The 20459-nt window shown below is 74.1% G+C and carries 17 protein-coding genes; 12 read left to right on the forward strand and 5 right to left on the reverse strand.

Features of this window, described 5'->3' with window-relative positions; all coding sequences use genetic code 11:
- Nucleotides 1-54 precede the first annotated feature (54 nt).
- Entirely contained in the window at nucleotides 55-1065 is a 1011-nt protein-coding gene (locus tag BMZ50_RS22940; RefSeq protein ID WP_091329899.1) for a YihY/virulence factor BrkB family protein, read from the forward strand.
- Here the strand turns inward: BMZ50_RS22940 and BMZ50_RS22945 are convergent.
- Nucleotides 968-2320, reverse strand: a complete 1353-nt coding sequence (locus BMZ50_RS22945) for a D-alanyl-D-alanine carboxypeptidase family protein (protein WP_091329901.1) — start codon at nucleotides 2318-2320, stop codon at nucleotides 968-970. The two genes, BMZ50_RS22940 and BMZ50_RS22945, sit on opposite strands and share 98 nt — an antisense overlap.
- A 263-nt stretch (nucleotides 2321-2583) precedes the next feature.
- Between BMZ50_RS22945 and BMZ50_RS22950 the strand changes: the two genes are divergently transcribed.
- From BMZ50_RS22950 to BMZ50_RS22995, 10 genes are all read left to right on the forward strand, one after another.
- Nucleotides 2584-3642 carry a BMP family lipoprotein gene (locus BMZ50_RS22950; RefSeq protein ID WP_245753822.1) on the forward strand — a complete coding sequence of 353 codons (1059 nt, stop codon included), beginning with the start codon at nucleotides 2584-2586 and terminating at the stop codon, nucleotides 3640-3642.
- Between the two features lie 254 nt (nucleotides 3643-3896).
- On the forward strand, nucleotides 3897-5471 hold the full coding sequence (locus tag BMZ50_RS22955) for an ABC transporter ATP-binding protein (RefSeq protein WP_091329904.1): 1575 nt from the start codon (nucleotides 3897-3899) through the stop codon (nucleotides 5469-5471).
- On the forward strand, nucleotides 5468-6676 hold the full coding sequence (locus BMZ50_RS22960) for an ABC transporter permease (protein ID WP_091329907.1): 1209 nt from the start codon (nucleotides 5468-5470) through the stop codon (nucleotides 6674-6676). Before BMZ50_RS22955 ends, BMZ50_RS22960 begins: the two co-directional genes overlap by 4 nt.
- A gap of 55 nt (nucleotides 6677-6731) precedes the next feature.
- Nucleotides 6732-8009, forward strand: coding sequence for an ABC transporter permease (locus BMZ50_RS22965; RefSeq protein ID WP_091329909.1), 1278 nt, complete (start codon nucleotides 6732-6734; stop codon nucleotides 8007-8009).
- Nucleotides 8009-8455, forward strand: coding sequence for a cytidine deaminase (locus tag BMZ50_RS22970; protein WP_091329911.1), 447 nt, complete (start codon nucleotides 8009-8011; stop codon nucleotides 8453-8455). Before BMZ50_RS22965 ends, BMZ50_RS22970 begins: the two co-directional genes overlap by 1 nt.
- The gene (locus BMZ50_RS22975) at nucleotides 8455-9735 is read left to right on the forward strand and encodes a thymidine phosphorylase (RefSeq protein WP_091329913.1); all 1281 of its coding nucleotides are present in this window, start codon (nucleotides 8455-8457) and stop codon (nucleotides 9733-9735) included. Before BMZ50_RS22970 ends, BMZ50_RS22975 begins: the two co-directional genes overlap by 1 nt.
- Before the next feature lie 85 nt (nucleotides 9736-9820).
- Nucleotides 9821-10744, forward strand: coding sequence for an ABC transporter ATP-binding protein (locus tag BMZ50_RS22980; protein WP_091329915.1), 924 nt, complete (start codon nucleotides 9821-9823; stop codon nucleotides 10742-10744).
- On the forward strand, nucleotides 10741-11568 hold the full coding sequence (locus BMZ50_RS22985; protein ID WP_091329917.1) for an ABC transporter permease: 828 nt from the start codon (nucleotides 10741-10743) through the stop codon (nucleotides 11566-11568). Before BMZ50_RS22980 ends, BMZ50_RS22985 begins: the two co-directional genes overlap by 4 nt.
- A 63-nt stretch (nucleotides 11569-11631) precedes the next feature.
- Nucleotides 11632-12708, forward strand: a complete 1077-nt coding sequence (locus tag BMZ50_RS22990) for an adenosine deaminase (RefSeq protein WP_091329918.1) — start codon at nucleotides 11632-11634, stop codon at nucleotides 12706-12708.
- 243 nt (nucleotides 12709-12951) lie between these two features.
- Nucleotides 12952-14544 (forward strand): DEAD/DEAH box helicase, encoded by a 1593-nt coding sequence (locus tag BMZ50_RS22995; RefSeq protein ID WP_091329920.1) that lies wholly within the window; start codon nucleotides 12952-12954, stop codon nucleotides 14542-14544.
- 173 nt (nucleotides 14545-14717) lie between these two features.
- On the opposite strand, the gene BMZ50_RS23000 is transcribed toward BMZ50_RS22995, so the two are convergent.
- The 4 genes from BMZ50_RS23000 to deoC all read right to left on the reverse strand — a co-directional run bounded on the left by BMZ50_RS23000 (nucleotide 14718) and on the right by deoC (nucleotide 19578).
- Complete coding sequence (locus BMZ50_RS23000) at nucleotides 14718-16148, reverse strand: hypothetical protein (RefSeq protein WP_091329922.1); 1431 nt, start codon at nucleotides 16146-16148, stop codon at nucleotides 14718-14720.
- Nucleotides 16149-16269: 121 nt separating this feature from the next.
- Complete coding sequence (locus BMZ50_RS23005; protein WP_091329924.1) at nucleotides 16270-17139, reverse strand: aldehyde dehydrogenase family protein; 870 nt, start codon at nucleotides 17137-17139, stop codon at nucleotides 16270-16272.
- Nucleotides 17136-18581 (reverse strand): aldehyde dehydrogenase family protein, encoded by a 1446-nt coding sequence (locus tag BMZ50_RS23010; protein WP_218146398.1) that lies wholly within the window; start codon nucleotides 18579-18581, stop codon nucleotides 17136-17138. The genes BMZ50_RS23005 and BMZ50_RS23010 overlap by 4 nt, the downstream gene beginning before the upstream one ends.
- 1 nt (nucleotide 18582) lies before the next feature.
- A complete protein-coding gene (gene deoC, locus BMZ50_RS23015; RefSeq protein WP_218146399.1) occupies nucleotides 18583-19578 on the reverse strand; it encodes a deoxyribose-phosphate aldolase in 996 nt (331 codons plus the stop codon).
- 257 nt (nucleotides 19579-19835) lie between these two features.
- Between deoC and upp the strand changes: the two genes are divergently transcribed.
- On the forward strand, nucleotides 19836-20459 hold the full coding sequence (gene upp, locus BMZ50_RS23020; RefSeq protein ID WP_091329946.1) for a uracil phosphoribosyltransferase: 624 nt from the start codon (nucleotides 19836-19838) through the stop codon (nucleotides 20457-20459).

Consider the following 20459-nt stretch of genomic DNA (forward strand, 5'->3'; position numbering starts at 1 on the left):
CACGCGCGCCGCTCCGCCGCGCGGCACCCCCTCCCAGGCCGCAGACTCGAGCGGGTGAGTGCCACCCGGACCGACCGGTCCGCTCCCGTGCCCGCGGGCACACCCGCCTCCGGCAGCCGCTGGTCGTGGCTGACCCGGCTGGGCGAGGGCTGGGAGTCGCTGCTGGCCGGGCGGCGTCGCAGGTGGCCGTGGTTCGACCACCTGGCCCGGGCCGGCGGCCGCTACCGGCGCACCCAGGGCGACCTCATGGCCGCCGGGGTCACCTACTTCGTGTTCCTCGGGCTGGTCCCCGTCCTGCTGCTGATCGCCTCCGCGATCGGGCTCGTGCTCGCCGGCAACGAGCTCCTGCAGAACGAGCTCTACGACGCCCTCCGGGAGACCTTCCCCGGCCCACCCGGCGAGCAGATCGTCCGCGAGCTGAGCGGGGCGGTCGGCTCGGCCGGCGTCGTGGGCCTCATCGGCCTGGTCGGGTTCCTCTACGCCGGGTTGCGGGCCATGGACAAGCTCCGGCTCGGCATGGAGCGGATCTGGAAGGGGCGGGTCGACGAGCCGGAGTTCCTCCGCGACAACCTGCAGGACCTGCTCGCCCTGCTCGCCCTCGGGAGCGCCGGCCTGCTGAGCCTGGGGCTCACCGGCGCGGTCACCCAGGCCACCTCGTGGGTGCTGGAGCTGCTCGGCCTGGCGGGCGCGCCCGGGCTGGGGGTCCTCACCGCGGTCATCGGCCTGGGCCTGGCCGTCGGCACCGACGTGGTGGTCTTCCTCTGGCTGCTCAAGGTGGTGCCCTCGACCTCGCACCCGCTGCGTCGGCTCCTTCCCGGCGCGCTGTTCGGCGCCGCCGGGTTCGAGGCGATGAAGCTGGTGGGCAGCCTCTACCTGGCGCTGATCTCCGGCAGCGTGACCGCCTCGGCCTTCGGCGGCGCGGTGGGCATCCTGGTGTGGATCAACGTGGTGAGCCGGTTCGCGTTCTTCACCGCGGCGTGGACGGCGACCCTCCGCCGGGTCCAGGAGCGGGCCCCGGGGCCCCCGGACCTCGCGGAGCCGGTGGTGCCTCCGGCGTCGGCCTGACCGGCGCCCCGTCGCGGTCGGCCCGAGCGGGTGGGACGACGACCCGCGCCGCGCGGCGGCGGCCGACCACGGTGGCCACGACGATGAGCAGCGCCGTGGCGCCGAGTGCGACCGGCACCAGGAGCTCCTCCGCCGCGTCCCCGCCGGCCGCCGAGGGGCCGGGGGCCGGCGGTGCGACCGGCGCCACCGACGGCACCGGGGCGGCGGGCGGCGCCACCGGGGGGACGTCCGCCGCGGAGGCGACGAGCACCCCCACCCCGGAGGTGGCCGGCGGGACGGCGAAGCCCCAGTCCAGCAGCCGCGCCGCCTGGTCGGCCGCGCTCAGCGGGGTGCGCTCGGTGCCCATGACGCTGACCACCAGTCGCCGGCCGTCGCGCTCGGCACCGGTGACGAAGGTGTGCCGGGCGGCGTCGGTGAACCCGGTCTTGCCGCCGAGGTTGCCGGGGTAGGTGGCCAGCAGCGGGTTCTCGTTCTGGATCTGGTAGCCCGGCGAGCGGCCCTCCACCGGTGGCATCTGCGCGATCGGGGTGCGCAGGATCGCCGCGGTGCGCGGGTCCTCGAGCAGCCGGCGGAAGACCAGCGCCAGGTCGTAGGGGGAGGAGGACTGCCCGGCGACGTCGAGCCCGGACGGCGTCCCGGCGACGGTGTCGAACGCGCCGATCTCCGCCGCGGTCGCGTTCATCGCCGCCAGCGTCGCCGCCGTTCCCCCGGCGGCCCGCGCCAAGGCGTTGGCCGCGTCGTTGCCCGACTGCAGGACGAGCGCCTCGAACAGCAGCGCCACCGGGTAGCGCCCGCCGGACACCAGGCCGACCCGGCTGCCCTCGACCGCCTCGTCCTCGACCGTGCCCTCGACGACGGCCCCGGGGTCCAGGAGCGGGGCCAGGGTGAGCAGCGTCAGCGTCTTGAGCGTGCTCGCCGGGTGGTAGCGGCCGTGCGGGTCCCGCGCCGCCAGCACGGTCCCGCTGCCCGCGTCGGCCACCAGCCAGCCGGCGGCGGTCAGCCCGTCGGGGAGCGGGGGAGCCCCGCCGGCCACGACGGTGCCGCGGGTGTCGAGCTCCTCCCCGCCGACGGTCTGCCCCTGCGGCCCGGAACCCTGCGGCGGGCCGCCCGGGTACGGGGCGGTGGGCGTGGGCGCCGTGGGGTCGACGGTCGGCCGCGCCTGCTCGGCCGACGCCGGCCCGGCGCCACCGAGCACGAGGAGCACCGCCACCAGGGCGCCCGCGAGCAGGCGTGCCGCCCCCGGCCTTCCGCGCATGAGGCAGACGCTAACGGCGCCGGTCGGCAGCCCGCCGCAGCACGCGCGCGGTGGCGCAGGCCACTGGTGCCGGGCGGGTTCGCAACGATCGCATCTCTATCCACCGGCGGGATGGTGGCGGACCCGGCACGCGTGGTTAGCGTGCAGCGGTCGCGCGTTCCCCGGGTCCCGGCCTGCGCCGGTCCGGCCGCGCACGACCCCTGATCCCCACCGGGGCGGGCCTGCCGGGAAGGCCGGTCCGTCCCTCCAGAGAGGAGAGCGTCTTGCGCCGAGCGCGGAGGATGAAGGCCGCGGCGCTGCTGCTGGCCGGCAGCATGGCCCTGGCCGCGTGTGCGAGCGACGAGGACAGCGGCGGCAGCGCCAACGGCGGGGGCGGTGACTCCGGCGGCGACCTGCGGATCGGCCTCGCCTTCGACACCGGCGGCCGCGGTGACCGCTCGTTCAACGACTCGGCGGTCGCCGGGCTCGAGGCGGCGGTCGAGGAGCACGGCGGCGAGTTCCGCGACCTGAGCCCGAGCGCCGACGGGTCCAACCGGGTCGACCTGCTGACCCAGTTGGCCGACGAGGGGTACAACCCGGTCATCGCCGTCGGCTTCGCCTACGGCGAGGTCATCGGTGACGTCGTGGAGCAGTACCCGGACACCACCTTCGCGATCATCGACTCCTCCGCCGAGGAGGTCGGGGCCGACAACCTGACCGGCCTGCTGTTCGCCGAGCACGAGGGCTCGTTCCTGGCCGGCGTCGCGGCGGCGCTGAAGAGCGAGACCGGCCACGTCGGCTTCGTCGGCGGCGTCGAGACCCCGCTGATCCAGAAGTTCGAGGCCGGCTACGTCGCCGGTGCCCAGGCGGTCAACCCGGACATCGTCGTCGACACGCAGTACATCTCGCCGGCCGGTGACTTCTCCGGGTTCAACGACCCGGCCCGTGGCCAGATCGTCGCGCAGGGCATGTACGACGCCGGCGCCGACATCGTCTACCACGCCGCCGGTGGCTCCGGCGTCGGCGTCTTCCAGGCGGCCGCCGCCTCCGGGGGCCGGGCCATCGGGGTCGACTCCGACCAGTACCAGACGGTCGACGACCCGGCCCTGCAGGCCGTGATCATGACCTCGATGCTCAAGCGCGTGGACAACGCGGTGGAGGCCTTCATCGGGGAGTTCGTCGACGGCAACGTCAGCGGCGGCACCGATGAGGTCTACGACCTGTCCAGCGAGGGCGTCGGCCTGGCCACCAGCGGTGGTTTCATCGACGACATCCAGGGCGAGATCGACGACTACCGCCAGCAGATCATCGACGGCGAGATCGAGGTCGCCACGACCCCGTGACGCCGCTCGGCTGACCGGGGCACGACCGGCGGCGGGCCCGGGGAGCGCAGATGCCTCCCCGGGCCCGCTGTCGTCCGCGGCACCAGCGGGTCCCCCCCTGGTCGCCGGGCCGGGGCCGGTGGTGCGCGATCATGCGGCGGGCCGGTGAACCCGGCTCGCCGAACGGGTGACGGCGGTCGAACCCGCGCCGCCGATACAGCAGAGTGAACGGGCCCGGCCCACCGGCGCGGGCGCAGCGAGGGAGAGGGCCCACCATGGCCACAGCAGGCGAGCCGCCGTCGAGCGGCGGTGCGGACGGCGGTGCGGCCCCGCTGGCCGTCGAACTGCGCGGCATCACCAAGCGCTTTCCCGGCGTCGTGGCCAACAAGGACATCGAACTGCGGGTCCGCCGCGGTGAGGTGCACGCCATCGTGGGCGAGAACGGCGCCGGCAAGTCGACGCTGATGAAGACCCTGTACGGCATGCACCGCCCCGACGAGGGGCAGATCCTGCTGCACGGCCGCGAGGCCCACTTCCGGAGCCCGGCCGACGCGATCACCGCCGGCATCGGCATGGTCCACCAGCACTTCATGCTGGCCGACAACTTCACCGTCCTGGAGAACATCGTCCTGGGCAGCGAGCCGACCCGGGGTGCCCGCCTGGACCGGGACGAGGCCCGGCGCCGCATCCGGGAGATCTCCGACGCCTACTCCCTGGGCCTGGACCCGGACGCGATGGTCGAGGACCTCGGCGTCGGCGACCGGCAGCGGGTGGAGATCGCCAAGGTGCTCTACCGCGGGGCGACCACGCTGATCCTCGACGAGCCGACCGCCGTCCTGGTGCCCCAGGAGGTCGACGAGCTGTTCGGCAACCTCGCCGAGCTCAAGCGCGAGGGCCTGACCGTCATCTTCATCTCGCACAAGCTCGACGAGGTGCGGAAGGTGGCGGACTCGATCACCGTCATCCGGCGAGGCACCACCGTCGGCACCGCCGACCCGAGGACCACGACCACCCGCCAGCTCGCCGAGATGATGGTCGGCTCGGAGCTGCCCTCGCCGGAGACCCGCACCTCCACCGTGCGCCCGACACCGGTGCTGCAGCTGCGCGAGGGCACCGTCACCAACGTCGACGGCCGGGCCCTGGTCGACGGCGTGAGCCTCACCGTCCGGGAGGGCGAGGTCGTCGGCATCGCCGGCGTCGAGGGGAACGGGCAGGCCGAGCTGATCGAGGCGATCATGGGGCTGCGCCCGCTCTCGGCCGGCAGCATCGGCCTCGGCGGGGAGGACATCAGCCACTGGAGCACCCGCGCCCGGCGGGACGGGGGGATCGGGTTCATCCCCGAGGACCGGCACCGGCAGGGCATGCTGCTGGACGCGGCGCTGTGGGAGAACCGGATCCTCGGCCACCAGACCCGCCCGCCGGCGGTGAAGGGGCCCTTCATCGACCGCAAGGGGGCCCGGGACGACACCGCGCGGATCATGCGCGAGTACGACGTCCGCGCGCCCGGGCCGGACACCCTGGCCGTCGCGCTGTCCGGCGGCAACCAGCAGAAGCTGATCATCGGCCGGGAGATGAGCGCGTCGCCGCGGCTGCTCCTGGCCGCCCATCCCACGCGCGGGGTCGACATCGGCGCCCAGGCGGTGATCTGGGAGCTGCTCAAGGACGCCCGCGCCGAGGGCATGGGCATCCTGCTCGTCTCCGCCGACCTCGACGAGCTGATCGGCCTGTCCGACACGCTGCACGTGATGCTCCGCGGCCGCCTGGTCGCCACCCTCGACCCGTCCGCGGTCACCCCCGAGGAGCTCGGCGGCCACATGACCGGCGCACGGACGACGGCGGGTGCGGCATGAGCGCGCTGCGCAGGCTCGGGCCGACGCTGCTGGCCCCCGTCCTCGCGGTCGTCGCCGCGATCATCATCTCCGGGCTGGTCATGGCCGCCCTGCAGGTGAACCCCTTCGACGTCTACGCCGTCATGGTCGACTTCGGGGACACGCCGGCCCAGCAGATGACCGCGATCGTGGTGATCCTCAACCGGGCGGTGCCGCTGTTCCTCGCCGGGCTGGCCGTTGCCGTCGCCTTCCGGATGGGGCTGTTCAACATCGGCGTCGAGGGCCAGTACCGGCTGGCCACGATCATGGCCGCCGCCATCGGCGCCGCGGTCGCGCTGCCCGGCCCGCTGCACGTGCTGCTCATCGTCGTCGTGGCGATGGCGGTGGCCGCGATCTGGGCCGGCATCGTCGCCGTCCTCAAGGTGACCCGCGGCGTCAGCGAGGTCATCAGCTCGATCATGCTCAACTTCATCGCGCTGGGCATCGCCTCCTACCTGCTCACCGGGCCGTTCCGGGGCAGCCCGGAGGGCGCGTCGATCATCAGCACCGCGGAGATCGCCGAGTCGGGCTGGATGCCCAGCCTGAACTGGGTCTTCGACGCGCTCGGGCTGGCCAACCCGCCCCGGCAGCTCTCCGGGTTCCTGCTGGTCGCGATCGTCGTCGGGATCGTCATCTCGGTGCTGCTCGACCGCACCCGGTTCGGCTTCGACCTCAAGGCCACCGGCCTCTCGCCGTCGGCGGCGCGGGCCAGCGGGGTCGACTCCCGCGGCATGGTCATCAAGACGATGCTGATCTCCGGCGCGGTGGCCGGGCTCATCGGCATGCCCGACCTGCTGGGCTCCACGCACAGCTACACCACCGACTTCACCGCCGGCCTGGGCTTCCTGGGCATCGCGGTCGCGCTGCTGGGCCGCAACAACCCCGTCGGCATCGCGTTCGCCGCGCTGCTGTTCGCCTTCCTCGACCGGGCGCTGGTGCCGCTGCAGATCGCCGACTACCCCGCCTCGGTGGTCACGATCATCCAGGGCACGATCGTGCTCGCCGTGGTCATCTCCAACGAGGTGGCCCGCCGGATCGCCCTGCGCTCGGCCGAGCGAGGCATGGCCCAGAACGGCCCGCCGCCGGCGGTGGGGGACGGCGGCAGCGGTCCCGCCCAGCCCGCGGGCGCCGGACGGGCCACCGGAGCCGGGCAGCACACCGACGAGCGGCAGGAGGCCGGGGCATGAGCCAACCCCACGAAAGCGCTCCGCTGGCGCTCCTCGTTTCCGCGGGGGCCCCGGCATGAGCACCGTCACCACAGCCCCGCAGCGCGCCGGCCGCGGGCCGGTCACCGAGCTGCTCCTCGGCGGCGGCCGGGCCCGCCGCATCACCTGGCTCGTGGTCGCGGCGTTCGTCCTCGTCTCGGCGGTCCGGGTGATCAGCGGCGAGCAGGCGTTGACGTCGTCCTCGACGATCTCGGCGGCCCTGCTGCTGGCCGTGCCGATCGGGCTGGCCGCGCTCGGCGGTCTGTTCAGCGAGCGGGCCGGCGTGGTGAACATCGGCCTGGACGGGATGATGACGCTCGGCACCTGGGGCGCGGGCTTCGCCGGCTACCAGTGGGGCTGGTCCGCGGCGTTGCTCGGCGGCGTGCTCTTCGGTGCCCTCGGCGGCCTGCTGCACGCCCTCGCGACGGTCACCTTCGGCGTCGACCACGTGGTCAGCGGCGTGGCGATCAACATCCTCGCCGCCGGCGTCGTGCGGTTTCTCTCCGAGCTCTTCTACACCGACAACCCGGCCGGGGGCGGCGTCACCCAGTCCCCGTCGCTGTCGAGCGACCCGCCGGACTTCTCCGTGCCGGTGCTCTCCTCCGGGCCCGACCTGCTCGGCCACCTGGAGCGGCTGAACTGGTTCCTGGTCAGCGACGTCGCCGGCGTCCTGCGCGGGCTGACCAGCGGCGTGGGCCTGCTGACCCTGCTGGCCGTGCTGCTCGTGCCGGCGTCCTACCTGCTGCTGTGGCGCACCGCGTTCGGCCTGCGGCTGCGCTCCTGCGGGGAGAACCCGGCGGCCGCCGACAGCCTCGGCGTGCCGGTCTACCGGCTCAAGTACATCGCGGTGCTCATCTCCGGCGCGCTGGCCGGCATGGGTGGGGTGTTCCTGGTCTTCATCGCCGGCATCTACCGCGAGGGGCAGACCAACGGCCGCGGCTTCATCGGCCTGGCCGCGCTCATCTTCGGCAACTGGCGGCCCGGTGGCCTGGCGGCCGGCGCGGGCCTGTTCGGCTACGCCGACGCGCTGCAGCTGCGCAGCCGGTCGGCGGTGGTCGCGCTGTTCCTGCTGCTCGCCGTCCTGCTCGCCGGGGTGGCCGTCTGGCAGGCCGTCCACCGGCGGGCGGTGCGCGCGGTGATCGCCGGAGCCGTGGCGGTGGGCTCGCTGGTCGCCTTCCTCAGCATCGACGAGCTCGCGCCCGGGCTGGTGTCGTTCACGCCGCACCTGACGACGCTGCTGGTCCTGTCGCTGGCCTCGCAACGACTACGGCCGCCCAAGGCCGTCGGTCTGGTCTACCGACGAGGGGAGAACTAGTGCCCGAGCCGGACTGGGACGTCTTGCGGGCGGCCGCGCGCGAGGCGATGACCCACGCGTACGCGCCCTATTCGAAGTTCCCCGTGGGCGTCGCCGGCCTGGTCGACGACGGCCGGATCGTCACCGGCTGCAACGTCGAGAACGCCTCCTACGGGCTGGGCCTGTGCGCCGAGTGCGGCATGGTCAGCGACCTGGCCCGCACCGGCGGCGGTCGGCTGGTCGCGGTCGCCTGCGTCGGCGGCGACGGGCAGCCGCTCATGCCCTGCGGCCGCTGCCGGCAGCTGCTCTGGGAGCACGGGGGAGCCGGCATGCTCATCGAGACCGTCTCGCTCGGCATCGTGTCGATGCGCGAGGTGCTGCCCGACGCGTTCGGGCCCGAGGACCTGGCGGCTGCCGCCACGCGGTCTGCCGGGGGAACGGCCGCGGCCGAGCGGGGGCAGGGCTGATGGCGGTGTTCGACGCGATCGACGTCATCCGGGCCAAGCGGGACGGCGGGCCGCTGACCCCCGAGCAGATCCGCTGGGTGATCGACGCCTACACCACCGGCGCGGTGCCCGACGAGCAGATGAGCGCCCTCCTCATGGCGGTGTTCTTCCGCGGGATGTCGCCGGACGAGCTGGCCGTCTGGACCCAGGCGATGATCGACTCCGGCGAGCGCAAGGACCTCTCCTCGCTGGGCCGGCCGACCGCCGACAAGCACTCCACCGGCGGCGTCGGCGACAAGATCACCCTGCCGCTGGCGCCGCTGGTGGCCGCCTGCGGGGTGGCGGTGCCGCAGCTGTCCGGCCGCGGGCTCGGCCACACCGGCGGCACGCTGGACAAGCTCGAGGCGATTCCCGGCTGGCGGGCCGACGTGCGCGAGGAGGCCTATCTGCGCCAGCTGCGCGAGGTCGGCGCGGTCATCTGCGCCGCCGGCAACGACCTGGCGCCGGCGGACAAGAAGCTCTACGCGCTGCGCGACGTCACCGGCACCGTCGAGTCGATCCCGCTGATCGCCAGCTCGATCATGAGCAAGAAGATCGCCGAGGGCGCCGACGCGCTGGTGCTGGACGTGAAGACCGGCTCGGGCGCGTTCATGAAGGACCCCGATGCCTCCCGCGAGCTGGCCCGCACGATGGTCGGGCTGGGGGAGGCCGCCGGTGTGCGCACCGTCGCGCTGGTGACCGCGATGGACCGGCCGCTGGGCCGCGCCGCGGGCAACGCCGTCGAGGTGGCCGAGTCGGTGGAGGTGCTCGCCGGGGGCGGGCCGGCCGACGTCGTCGAGCTCACGCTGGCCCTGGCCCGGGAGATGCTCGCCGGCGCCGGGCGCTCCGACGTCGACCCCGCGGACGCGCTGCGCGACGGCCGGGCGATGGACGTGTGGCGGCGGATGATCGCCGCCCAGGGCGGCGACCCGGACGCGCCGCTGCCCCAGCCGGCCGAGAAGCACGTGGTGACCGCCCCGGCCACCGGCACGCTCACCCGGCTGGACGCCTACGCGCTCGGAGTGGCCGCCTGGCGGCTGGGCGCCGGGCGGGCCCGCAAGGAGGACCCGGTGTCGGCCGCGGCCGGCGTCGTCTGGACCGCCGGTGTGGGGGAGCAGGTGACCGCCGGGCAGCCGCTGCTGGAGCTGCAGACCGACGACGCCGACCGGATCCCGCGGGCGCTGGAGGCGCTGGCGGGTGCGGTCGGCGTCGACACCGCCGACGAGCCGCTGCCGCTGATCCTGGACCGCATCTCCGCCTGAACGGAGTGTGAGATGCCAGGTTTCCTCGCATCTCACACTCCACCCGCGCCGGGGCGCTCAGGGGCAGGGGGGAGACTGTCTCCTCGTGACCCGAACGTCCGCGGCTGCTGAGGTACGAGGCGGCCCGCAGCCCCCCGCCCCCCTCGACCCCGCAGCGGCGATCTCCGTCCGCGGCCTGGTCAAGCGCTACGGGGACTTCACCGCCGTCGACGGGCTCGACCTCGACATCCGCCGCGGCGAGATCTTCGCGCTGCTCGGTCCCAACGGGGCCGGCAAGACCACCACGGTCGAGATCTGCGAGGGCTTCCGCGGCCGGGATGCCGGGGAGGTCCGTGTGCTCGGCGTCGACCCGGCCCAGGCGACCCGGCGGTGGAAGGCGCAGCTGGGCATCGTGCTGCAGTCCGGCGCCGGCGACAGCCAGCTCACCTGCCGGGAGCTGCTGCGCGCCCAGGCGTCCTACTACCCGGACCCGCGCGACCCGGACGAGGTGCTCGAGCTGGTCGGCCTCACCGAGAAGGCCGGCGCCCGGGGGCGGTCGCTGTCCGGCGGTCAGCGCCGCCGCCTGGACGTCGCGCTGGGCATCGTCGGCCGGCCCGCGCTGCTGTTCCTCGACGAGCCGACCACCGGGTTCGACCCGGAGGCCCGCCGGCAGTTCTGGTCGCTGATCCGGTCGCTGCGCGACCTCGGCACCACGATGCTGCTGACCACCCACTACCTCGACGAGGCCGAGGCGCTGGCCGACCGGGTCGGGGTGATCGCCCGGGGCCGGCTGGTCGAGGTCGCCGTCCCCTCGGCCCTGGGTGGGCGCGGGGCGGCCCCGGCGATGGTGACCTGGACCGAGGACGGCGTCCGGCGCACCGAGGCGACGCCCACGCCGACCGCGTTCGTCCAGCAGCTGGCCGCGCGGTTCCCCGGTGAGGTGCCCGACCTCGCCGTCGCCCGGCCCACCCTCGAGGACGTCTACCTGCAGATGATCGGGCACGAGCCCGGCGAAGGAGCCCAGGCGTGAGCGCCACCGTCCGCGACCGGGCCGAGGTCGCTCTCCCCCCGGTCGCCCGCGTCTACCGCTCGCGGGCGGCGGTCGAGCTCAAGGAGTTCTTCCGCCAGCGCGAGTCGGTCGTCTTCACGCTGGTGTTCCCGGTGATGATGCTCGTCGTCTTCGGCGCGGTGCTCGACTACGACCTGGGCGCCGGCGTCACCTTCACCCAGTACTTCATGGCCGGGATCATCGCTGCCGGCATCGTCGGCGCCAGCCTGCAGAACATGGCGATCAGCATCGCCACCGAGCGGTCCGACGGCACGCTGAAGCACCTGTCTGGCACGCCGATGCCCAAGAGCGCCTACTTCGTCGGCAAGGTCGTCCAGGTCCTCGCCGTCACGGTGCTGATCGCGGCGATCCTGCTGGCGGTCGGGGTCTTCGCGTACGGCATCGACCTGCCGTCGGGCAGCGACTGGTTCACCTTCGTCTGGGTCGCCGTGCTCGGGGCGGCGGCCTGCACGCTGCTGGGCATCGCCGTCTCCAGTCTGGCGAAGAACGGCCGGTCGGCGTCGGCGATGGTCACCCCGATCGCGCTGGTGCTGCAGTTCATCTCCGGGGTGTTCTTCCAGTTCAGTCAGGTGCCGGCGTGGATGCAGACGATCGCGTCGCTGTTCCCGCTGAAGTGGATGGCGCAGGGGCTGCGCTCGGTGTTCCTCCCCGACGTCCTGGCCGCGGAGGAACCGGCCGGCACGTGGGAGCTGGGCCGGGTGGCGCTGGTGCTGGGCCTGTGGTGCGTCGCCGGCCTGGTGCTGTGCGTGCTGACCTTCCGCTGGCAGGACCGCGGGACGGACTGACCGGGCTCCCGGCGTCGAAAGTCCGGTCGCTGACCGCTGGTGACCCGTCGGTAGCGTGGAGCGGTGAGTTCCGTCCCGGACGCCGATTCGCTCCGCCGCGCCCCCAAGGTCCTGCTGCACGACCACCTCGACGGCGGGCTGCGGCCGCAGACGGTGCTCGAGCTGGCCGACGAGAGCGGCTACCGGGGCCTGCCGGCCGACGACGCCGACGCGCTGGGCCGCTGGTTCCGGCAGGCGGCCGACTCGGGGTCGCTGGAGCGGTACCTGGAGACCTTCGCGCACACCGTCGGGGTGATGCAGCGCCCCGAGGCGATCCGCCGGGTGGCCCGCGAGTGCGCCCTGGACCTGGCCGCCGACGGGGTCGTGTACGCCGAGGTGCGCATGGCCCCCGAGCTCCTCACGAGCCGGGGCACGCCGATCGAGGAGGTCGTCGAGGCGATCCTGGACGGGTTCGCCCGGGGCAGCGCGGACGCCGCCGCTGCCGGCACCCCGATCACCGTCGGGAGCCTGCTGTGCGCCATGCGGCAGAACGACCGGTGGGACGAGGTGGCCGCCCTGGTGGTCCGCTACCGGGACGCCGGGGTGGTCGGCTTCGACCTCGCCGGCCCGGAGGACGGCTTCCCGCCCGACCGGCACCCCTCGGCGATCGCGCTGCTGGACCGCGAGGGTGCGCACCGCACCATCCACGCCGGCGAGGCGGCGGGCATCGGCAGCATCGTCGCGGCCCTCGACGGCGCGCACGCCGAACGGCTCGGCCACGGCGTGCGCATCGCCGACGAGGTGGCCGCCGACGGTTCCCTGGGCCCGGTGGCGAAGCGGGTGCGTGAGGAGCAGGTGCCACTGGAGGTCGCGCCGTCGTCCAACGTGCAGACCGGCGCCTACCCCTCGCTGGCCGAGCACCCGGTCGACCGGCTGCACCGGCTGGGCTTCGCGGTCACCCTCAACACCGACAACCGGCTGATGAGCGGCGTCTCGGCGACCGGCGAGCTGGCCGACGTGGTCGCCACCTTCGGCTGGGGGTGGGACGACGTGCAGACGGTAACCGAGCGGGCGCTGGCCGCCGCCTTCGTCCCCGAGGCGGAGCGGGCCCGGTTGCTGCGCGACGTCGTCCGCCCGGGGTTCGCGGCACTGCGGTCCTGACCTGCGGAAGTGACCGCGCCCACCCCCGACCGCGGGAATGCCGGGCGGCTACGCGCTGCTACGGTAGGTGTACCGGCACACAGGCCGGTCACCCTCCCGGACGGTTTGTCCGGGCATGAGCGCATCCGTGCAGATCCAGCGTTCCATCCCTGGGCGCAGACGATCGCCAGTGAGGACGCCGGTACCTGCGGCGCCTCCTTTTTCACGGGACGCGCTCCGAGCTGTATCGGAGCCCCACCCCGCATGACTTTGGTCCACCCTGTCTCGTTCGAGTCGGACACCACTGAGAACACCGCCCCCGAGCGCACCGTCGCTTCGGAGAGCACCACCTCCTCGGAGAGCGTCACCCCCGAGAACATCGCCGAGGCGCCAGCCGAGCCGACCGGCCCGACGTTCCGCCAGCTGGGTCTGCCCCAGCAGTTGGTGACCGCGCTCGAGCGCCGAGGCATCCGCCACCCGTTCGCCATCCAGACCTCGGCGCTGCCCGACGCCCTCGCCGGGCGAGACGTGCTCGGCAAGGCCGCCACCGGCTCGGGCAAGACGCTGGCGTTCGGCCTGCCGCTGCTGGCCCGCATCGGTGCCGAGGTGAAGAACGGCCGCCGCAGCCCTCGCGGGCTGGTCCTCGTGCCGACCCGTGAGCTGGCCCAGCAGGTGCACGACAACCTTGCCCCCCTCGGCCAGGCGACCGGCGTCCAGCTCGCCACCGTCTACGGCGGCGCGCCCATGTACCGCCAGATCCAGCAGCTGCGCCGCGGCGTCGACGTCATCATCGCCACCCCCGGCCGGCTGCAGGACCTGATCAGCCAGGGCGAGGCCACCCTCGCCGAGGTCGTCGTCACCGTCCTCGACGAGGCCGACTTCATGGCCGACCTGGGCTTCCTCCCGGTCGTCAAGGAGCTGCTCGACCAGACCGACCGCAACGCCCAGCGGCTGCTGTTCTCCGCCACGCTGGACGGCGAGGTCGACACCCTGGTGCGCCGCTACCTGAAGGACCCGGCCCGCCACGAGGTCAAGCGGGCCGGCGACGACGCCCCGCCCGCGGAGCACCTTGCGTTCAGCCTCGCGTTCCGCGACAAGCTGCAGGTGGCCACCGAGCTGGCCGGCCGCCCCGGGCGCACGATCATCTTCGCGCGCACCCAGCTCGGCGTGGACCGGCTGGCCGAGAACCTGAAGGCGGCCGGGATCAAGGCCGAGGCGATCCACGGTGGGCTGCCCCAGTCCGCGCGCAAGCGGGCGCTGGAGGAGTTCACCGACGCGCGCTCGCCGGTGCTGGTGGCCACCGACGTCGCCGCCCGTGGCATCCACGTGGACGACGTCTCGCTGGTCCTGCACTACGACCCGCCGACGGACGCCAAGACCTACCTGCACCGTTCGGGGCGTACTGCCCGCGCGGGTGCCGCCGGGGTCGTCGTCTCGCTGCTGCTGCCCGACCAGGTGGGCCAGGCCAAGCGCCGGTTCCGCCAGGCCAAGGTGGATCCGGCCGTCGACCGGACCCGCCCGGGCGACGCTCCGATCAACGAGCTCGTCGCCACGGGCATCCCGGTGGAGCCCAAGGAGCGGACCCAGCGCGACATGCGTCGTGGCGCCGGTGGTCCGGGTGGGCGTCCCCGTCGGGATGGCGACCGTCCCACCGGCGGTCACCGTGGCGGCCCCCGCCGTTCGTTCGGCGACCGTCCCCGGCCTGCCGGGGAGCGGTCCTCGGGTGAGCGCTCGTTCGGCGATCGTGCCCGCGGGAACGGCTCCTACGGCGAGCGGTCCGGCTCGGGTGAGCGTCGTGCCAGCACCTACCGCGGCCAGGGCCAGCGGCCCAGCCGCTCGGCGGACTTCTCCGACTGAGCACGCGACACACGGCAGCGGCCGGTCCCGGGATCTCCCGGGGCCGGCCGCTGCCGTGTGTCGTGCGGTCGCTCCCCTTGTCGATCATGGGCCTGTTGCCGTGGGACACGCCGCCGGCAGCGTGTCCCGCAACAAGAAGCCCATGATCAACGCCGAGAGAGGGCGGGCGAGGATCAGTCGCGGAAGACCAGCGCCCCGCTGACCTCGGTGACGACCTCGTCCCAGGCGGGGCGCAGCGTGGCGGCGTCCTCGGCGCGCAGGGTGGCGTCGGGGTTCCGCTCGCCGCGGGCCACGGCCTGGCCGAGCGCGGCCGGCGGGGTCAGCAGCTGCTCGACCCGCGTCAGGCCGGCGTACTCGGCGACGTCCCGGACGCCCTCCACCGGCTGGACGAGGGCGTGGTGCTCGACCAGGCCGGCGGCGCCGTCGGCGACCTCGGTGAGCACGTCGGCGAGCTCGGTGAGGTCGTAGCGGTCCTGCTCGGCCGGCAGCGGCGGCGTGCTGGTCTCGGCCACCTCCGGCCAGGAGGCGATCTCGGTCAGGTCGTGCTCCTCGTCCCCGGCGCAGAAGCGGGCGAGGTCGGCCGGGGTGGCGAAGAGGTAGATCTGGCCCTCGCGGCCCAGGAAGCGGGCCCGGTCGTCGACGTAGCAGCGCAGCGTGACCCCGGCGCCCTCGGGCAGCACGATCTCGACCGGCAGGATGCCCACCGACTCCCAGAACTTCGCGGCCGCGGCCACCTCGTCCGGTGTGGCCGAGATCCGGCCGGGCCGGGCGATCGCGCTCACCCCGGGCGCGGGCGACGGCGGGGCCGGGGGGGCCTGCGCTGCACCGGCCCCGGTCTCCTCCGCTGGACTCGGCTCCTCCTCGAGGTCCTCCTCGGCCTCGGCCACCGACGGGTAGTCCTCGAGGGTCACCGTGCCGCCACCGGTCCAGTCCAGGTGCTCGCCCAGCTCCTCGAGGACGTCCTCCCAGAGGTCGTCGAGGGCCGCCCCGACGCCGGCCCAGGCGTCCTCGCCGGAGCGGCCGACGAAGGCGTCCACGCCCAGGCCCAGCGAGCCGACCTCGGGCCGGGCGACCAGTTCGGTCAGGGCGCCGAACTCGCCGCCGCGCTCGACGTCGCCGGCGGGGCGGCGGTCCAGCTCGACGTCGGCGTCGACGTCCCGGTCGTCGTCCTCGTCGCTGAGCCCGTCGATCTCGTCCTCGTCGGTGTCCTCCTCCACGTCGAGGCACTCGGCCAGCCGGGTCACGATGTCGATGGTCGCGGCGAGCTCCTCGACCGCCCAGCGGTCGGGGTTCTCCGCGGCGACGTCGTAGACGCCGTCGAGGTCGTAGCGGTGGTCCTCGTCGGGGGTCAGGTCAGCGGCGCCCAGGCCGACGACGACCGGCCAGACCGGGTGGTCGGCGAGGTCGTGGTCGGTGCGGGTGCGGCAGAACGCCGCGAGCGCCGCCGGGGTGGGGAAGAGGTGGACCGTCGCGGCGTCGTCCTCGGACGCGCCGAGGAAGGCCTGCCACTCCTCGCCGTCCTCCTCCCACGGCGGCGCCCAGAGGGTGTAGCCGACGCGGTCGTCGACGGTGAGGGCGATGGGGACGATGCTGGGCCTGGCCACGAGCACATCCTGCCCGATGAAGGACCCCGTCCTCCCCACCCCTCGGGGAAGGATCCCCTGCCCCCCGCCACTCGCAAGCTCGCGGCGGGACCCTGCAGGGGACCGACCCGGGACGGGGCCGTCAGACGCCCATCGGGTGCCAGACGGTCTTGGTCTCCAGGAACGGGGTCATCCGCGCCAGGCCGGGGTCGGCGGTCCAGTCCGGCTCCTCCGCCGGCGGGCGCAGCACCCGCTTGATGCTGCCGGCGGCCAGCCGCTCGAGCTCCATCGCCCGGCGGGCCGGGGCGCCGGTGAGGTCGACGGCGTCGACGTCGTCGTGCTCGGCCAGCCAGGGCCCGATCTCCTCGGCGTCGCCGGTGAGCAGGTTGACCACGCCGGCGGGCACGTCGCTGGTGGCCAGCACCTCGCCGAGGGTGACCGCGGGCAGCGGGCGCTCCTTCGACGTCACGACGACGGCGGTGTTGCCGCCGGCCAGCACCGGCGCGAGCACGCTGACCAGCCCCAGCAGCGAGGAGCGCTGCGGCGCGAGGACGGCGACCACGCCGGTGGGCTCGGGCACGGAGAAGTCGAAGTACGGGCCGGCGACGGGGTTGGCCCCGCCGAGCACCGACGCCAGCTTGTCGGTCCAGCCGGCGTACCAGACCCAGCGGTCGATGGCGGCGTCGACGGCGGCGCGGGCCTTGCCGGAGGAGAGCCCCTCTCCGGCGGCGACCTCCTCGCAGAACTGGACGTGCCGGCCCTCCATCACCTCGGCCACCCGGTAGAGCACCTGCCCGCGGTTGTACGCGGTGGCGCCCGACCACTTCGGGAAGGCGGCGCGGGCGGCGACGACGGCGTCCCGGGCGTCCTTGCGCGACGCGAGCGCGGCGTTGGCGAGGAAGTGACCCTTCGCGTCGGTCACCTCGTAGGTGCGGCCGGACTCCGAGCGCGGGAAGGCGCCGTTCACGTACAGCTTGTAGGTCTTGCGGACGGCGAGACGGTCGGAGCTCACTGATCGGCACCCTTCAGGTACGCGGCGAGCCCGTGCCGGCCGCCCTCGCGGCCGTAGCCGGACTGCTTGTAGCCGCCGAAGGGCGACGTCGGGTCGAACTTGTTGAACGTGTTGGCCCACACCACGCCGGCGCGCAGCCGGTCGGCGATCTTCAGGATCCGGGAGCCCTTCTCGGTCCAGATCCCGGCCGAGAGCCCGTAGGTGGTGTTGTTGGCCTTGGCGACGGCCTCGTCGGGGGTGCGGAAGGTGAGCACCGAGAGCACCGGGCCGAAGACCTCGTCGCGGGCGATGCGGTGTGCGGGGGAGACGTCGGTGAACACCGTCGGCGGGAACCAGTAACCGCGCTCGGGCAGCTCGCAGGCCGGCTGCCAGCGCTGCGCGCCCTCGGCCTCGCCGACGTCCGACAGCTCGCGGATGCGCGCCAGCTGCTCGGCCGAGTTGATCGCCCCGATGTCGGTGTTCTTGTCCAGCGGGTCGCCGAGGCGCAGCGTGCCGATCCGCCGCTGCAGCGAGGCGATGACCTCGTCGTGCACGTTCTCCTGCACCAGCAGCCGGCTGCCGGCGCAGCACACGTGCCCCTGGTTGAAGAAGATGCCCTGGACGATGCCCTCGACGGCCTGGTCGATCGGGGCGTCGTCGAAGACGATGTTGGCCGCCTTGCCGCCCAGCTCGAGGGTCAGCTTCTTCCGGGTGCCGGCGACCGCCCGGGCGATGGACCTGCCGACCTCGGTGGATCCGGTGAACGCCACCTTGTCGACGTCGTCGTGCTCGACGACCGCCCGGCCGGTGTCGCCGGCGCCGGTCACGATGTTGACCACGCCGGGCGGCAGGCCGGCCTGCCGGCAGATCTCCGCGAACAGCAGCGCGGTCAGCGGGGTGGTCTCGGCCGGCTTGAGGACGACGGTGTTGCCGGTGGCCAGCGCCGGGGCGACCTTCCACGCCAGCATGAGCAGCGGGAAGTTCCACGGGATGACCTGCCCGGCCACGCCGAGCGGCCGCGGGCCCGGCCCGAGGCCCGCCCAGTCCAGCTTGTCGGCCCAGCCGGCGTGGTAGAAGAAGTGCGCCGCGGCCAGGGGGACGTCGACGTCGCGGGACTCCCGGATCGGCTTGCCGTTGTCCAGCGACTCCAGGACGGCGAACTCCCGCGCCCGCTCCTGCAGCAGCCGGGCGATGCGGAACAGGTACTTGCCGCGGTCGGCCGGGCGCATCGGGCCCCACACCCGGGTGAACGCCCGGCGGGCGGCCCTCACCGCGCGGTCGACGTCGGCCTCGGTGCCGGAGGCGACCTCGGAGAGAACCTCCTCGGTGGCCGGGTTGACCGTCTTGAACGGCTCGCCGGAGCCGTCGACGAACTCGCCGTCGATGAACAGGCCGTAGGACGGCGCGATGTCGACGATCGAGCGCGACTCGGGCGCGGGGGCGTACTCGAACACACTGGTCATCTCAGTCCACCGTCACGTGGTCGGGGCCCGAGTAGTGGCCCGTTCGGAGCTTCTGCCGCTGCAGGAGCAGGTCGTTGAGCAGGCTGGAGGCGCCGAAGCGGAACCAGTCGGGGGAGAGCCAGTCCGGGCCGACGGTCTCGTTGATCAGCACGAGGTGCTTGATCGCGTCCTTCGTCGTCCGGATGCCACCGGCCGGCTTGACCCCGACCTGCCGGCCGGTGGCGGCGCGGAAGTCGCGGACCGCCTCGAGCATCACCAGGCAGACCGGCAGGGTGGCGGCCGGGGAGATCTTGCCGGTGGAGGTCTTGATGAAGTCGCCGCCGGCGAGCATCGCCAGCCAGGAGGCGCGGCGGACGTTGTCGAGGGTGACCAGCTCGCCGGTCTCGAGGATGACCTTGAGGTGGGCGTCCCCGCAGGCCTCCTTGACCGCTGCGATCTCGTCGTAGACGTCGAGGTAGCGGCCGGCGAGGAAGGCGCCGCGGTCGATGACCATGTCGATCTCGTCGGCGCCGTTCGCGACGGCGTCCTGCACGTCGGCGAGCTTGACCGCCCGGCTGGCCCGGCCGCTGGGGAAGGCGGTGGCGACGGCGGCGACGTGGATGCCGGTGCCCGCCAGGGCCTCCCGGGCGATGCCGGCGAGGTCGCCGTAGACGCAGACCGCGGCGACCTGCGGGGTGGCCGGGTCGGTGGGGTCGGGCTGCTTCGCCTTGGCGGCGAGGCTGCGCACCTTGCCGGGGGTGTCGGCGCCCTCGAGGGTGGTGAGGTCGACCATCGCGATGGCGGTATCGATGGCCCAGGCCTTGGCGGTGGTCTTGATCGAGCGGGTGCCGAGCACCGCCGTCCGCGCCTCGGCGCCTACCTGGTCGACCCCCGGCAGACCGTGCAGGAAGGCCCGGAATGCGGCGCCGGAGCGGGTCACGTCGCGGAACGGCGCTGGAGGCTCGCGCCGCGGCGGGGTCTCCGCCGCCAGAGCGTGTGGATCGAGCAGGTCGGTCATGCGGGCATTCTCCCCCGTGCGGCGGTGCCGCCCACCGTCCGCACACCCGTCCGGGTGTCCACGTGCGGGCGGCCACCGGGGGCAGGGACGGGCCGGACGACGAGGGGCGCCACCCCGGGGCGGTTCTCCTGCCGCGTCGTCGTCGCAGCCCAGGCCCTTCCCGCCGAGCCGGTGCCGCGCGTCGTCGGGGAGGACCCGCGTGGTGGGCTGCGATGTGGGCCCGATCCGGTGACCGGCGGGCCGCTACCGTGGCGCGCGTGCAGCTGACCGTCGTGGACCACCCGCTCGCCCGTGCTCGCCTCACCCGCATGCGGGACGAGCGGACCGACAACGCGGCCTTCCGCGCCGCGCTGCGCGAGCTCACCCAGATGCTGGTCTACGAGGCCACCCGGGACCTCGCCGTCGCCGAGGAGCCGATCACCACCCCGGTCACCAGGACCACCGGCTACCGGCTGGCGGCGCCCCCGCTGATCGTTCCCGTGCTGCGGGCGGGCCTGGGCATGGCCGACACCGCGCACGGGATGCTGCCGGAGTCGCAGATGGGCTTCGTCGGGCTGGCCCGCAACGAGGAGACCTTCCAGCCGGAGGCCTACATGGCCTCGCTGCCGGAGACGCTGGTCGACCGGGAGGTGTTCGTCCTCGACCCGATGCTGGCCACCGGCGGCTCGCTGGTGCACTGCTGCGGCCTGCTCACCGAGCGCGGCGCCACCTCCATAACGGTGCTGTGCGCGCTGGCCGCGCCCGAGGGTCTCGAGCGGCTGGCGGAGAGCGGGCTGCCGCTGCGGGTGTTCACCGCCTCGGTCGACGAGGAGCTCAACGAGCAGGCCTACATCGTCCCGGGGCTCGGGGACGCCGGCGACCGCCAGTTCGGCGCGGTCTGA

The sequence above is a fragment of the Geodermatophilus ruber genome (genome assembly GCF_900114385.1).
In the GTDB taxonomy this organism is placed as follows: Bacteria; Actinomycetota; Actinomycetes; order Mycobacteriales; family Geodermatophilaceae; genus Geodermatophilus; species Geodermatophilus ruber.

What these genes read in the sequence shown, in the direction of transcription:
- deoC (WP_218146399.1), bottom strand. Translation starts at nt 19,578, where the DNA reads ATGACCGACCTGCTCGATCCACACGCTCTGGCGGCGGAGACCCCGCCG.
- BMZ50_RS23010 (WP_218146398.1), bottom strand. Translation starts at nt 18,581, where the DNA reads ATGACCAGTGTGTTCGAGTACGCCCCCGCGCCCGAGTCGCGCTCGATC.
- BMZ50_RS22965 (WP_091329909.1), top strand. Translation starts at nt 6,732, where the DNA reads ATGAGCACCGTCACCACAGCCCCGCAGCGCGCCGGCCGCGGGCCGGTC.
- BMZ50_RS22960 (WP_091329907.1), top strand. Translation starts at nt 5,468, where the DNA reads ATGAGCGCGCTGCGCAGGCTCGGGCCGACGCTGCTGGCCCCCGTCCTC.
- BMZ50_RS22995 (WP_091329920.1), top strand. Translation starts at nt 12,952, where the DNA reads ATGACTTTGGTCCACCCTGTCTCGTTCGAGTCGGACACCACTGAGAAC.
- BMZ50_RS22955 (WP_091329904.1), top strand. Translation starts at nt 3,897, where the DNA reads ATGGCCACAGCAGGCGAGCCGCCGTCGAGCGGCGGTGCGGACGGCGGT.
- BMZ50_RS22945 (WP_091329901.1), bottom strand. Translation starts at nt 2,320, where the DNA reads ATGCGCGGAAGGCCGGGGGCGGCACGCCTGCTCGCGGGCGCCCTGGTG.
- BMZ50_RS22975 (WP_091329913.1), top strand. Translation starts at nt 8,455, where the DNA reads ATGGCGGTGTTCGACGCGATCGACGTCATCCGGGCCAAGCGGGACGGC.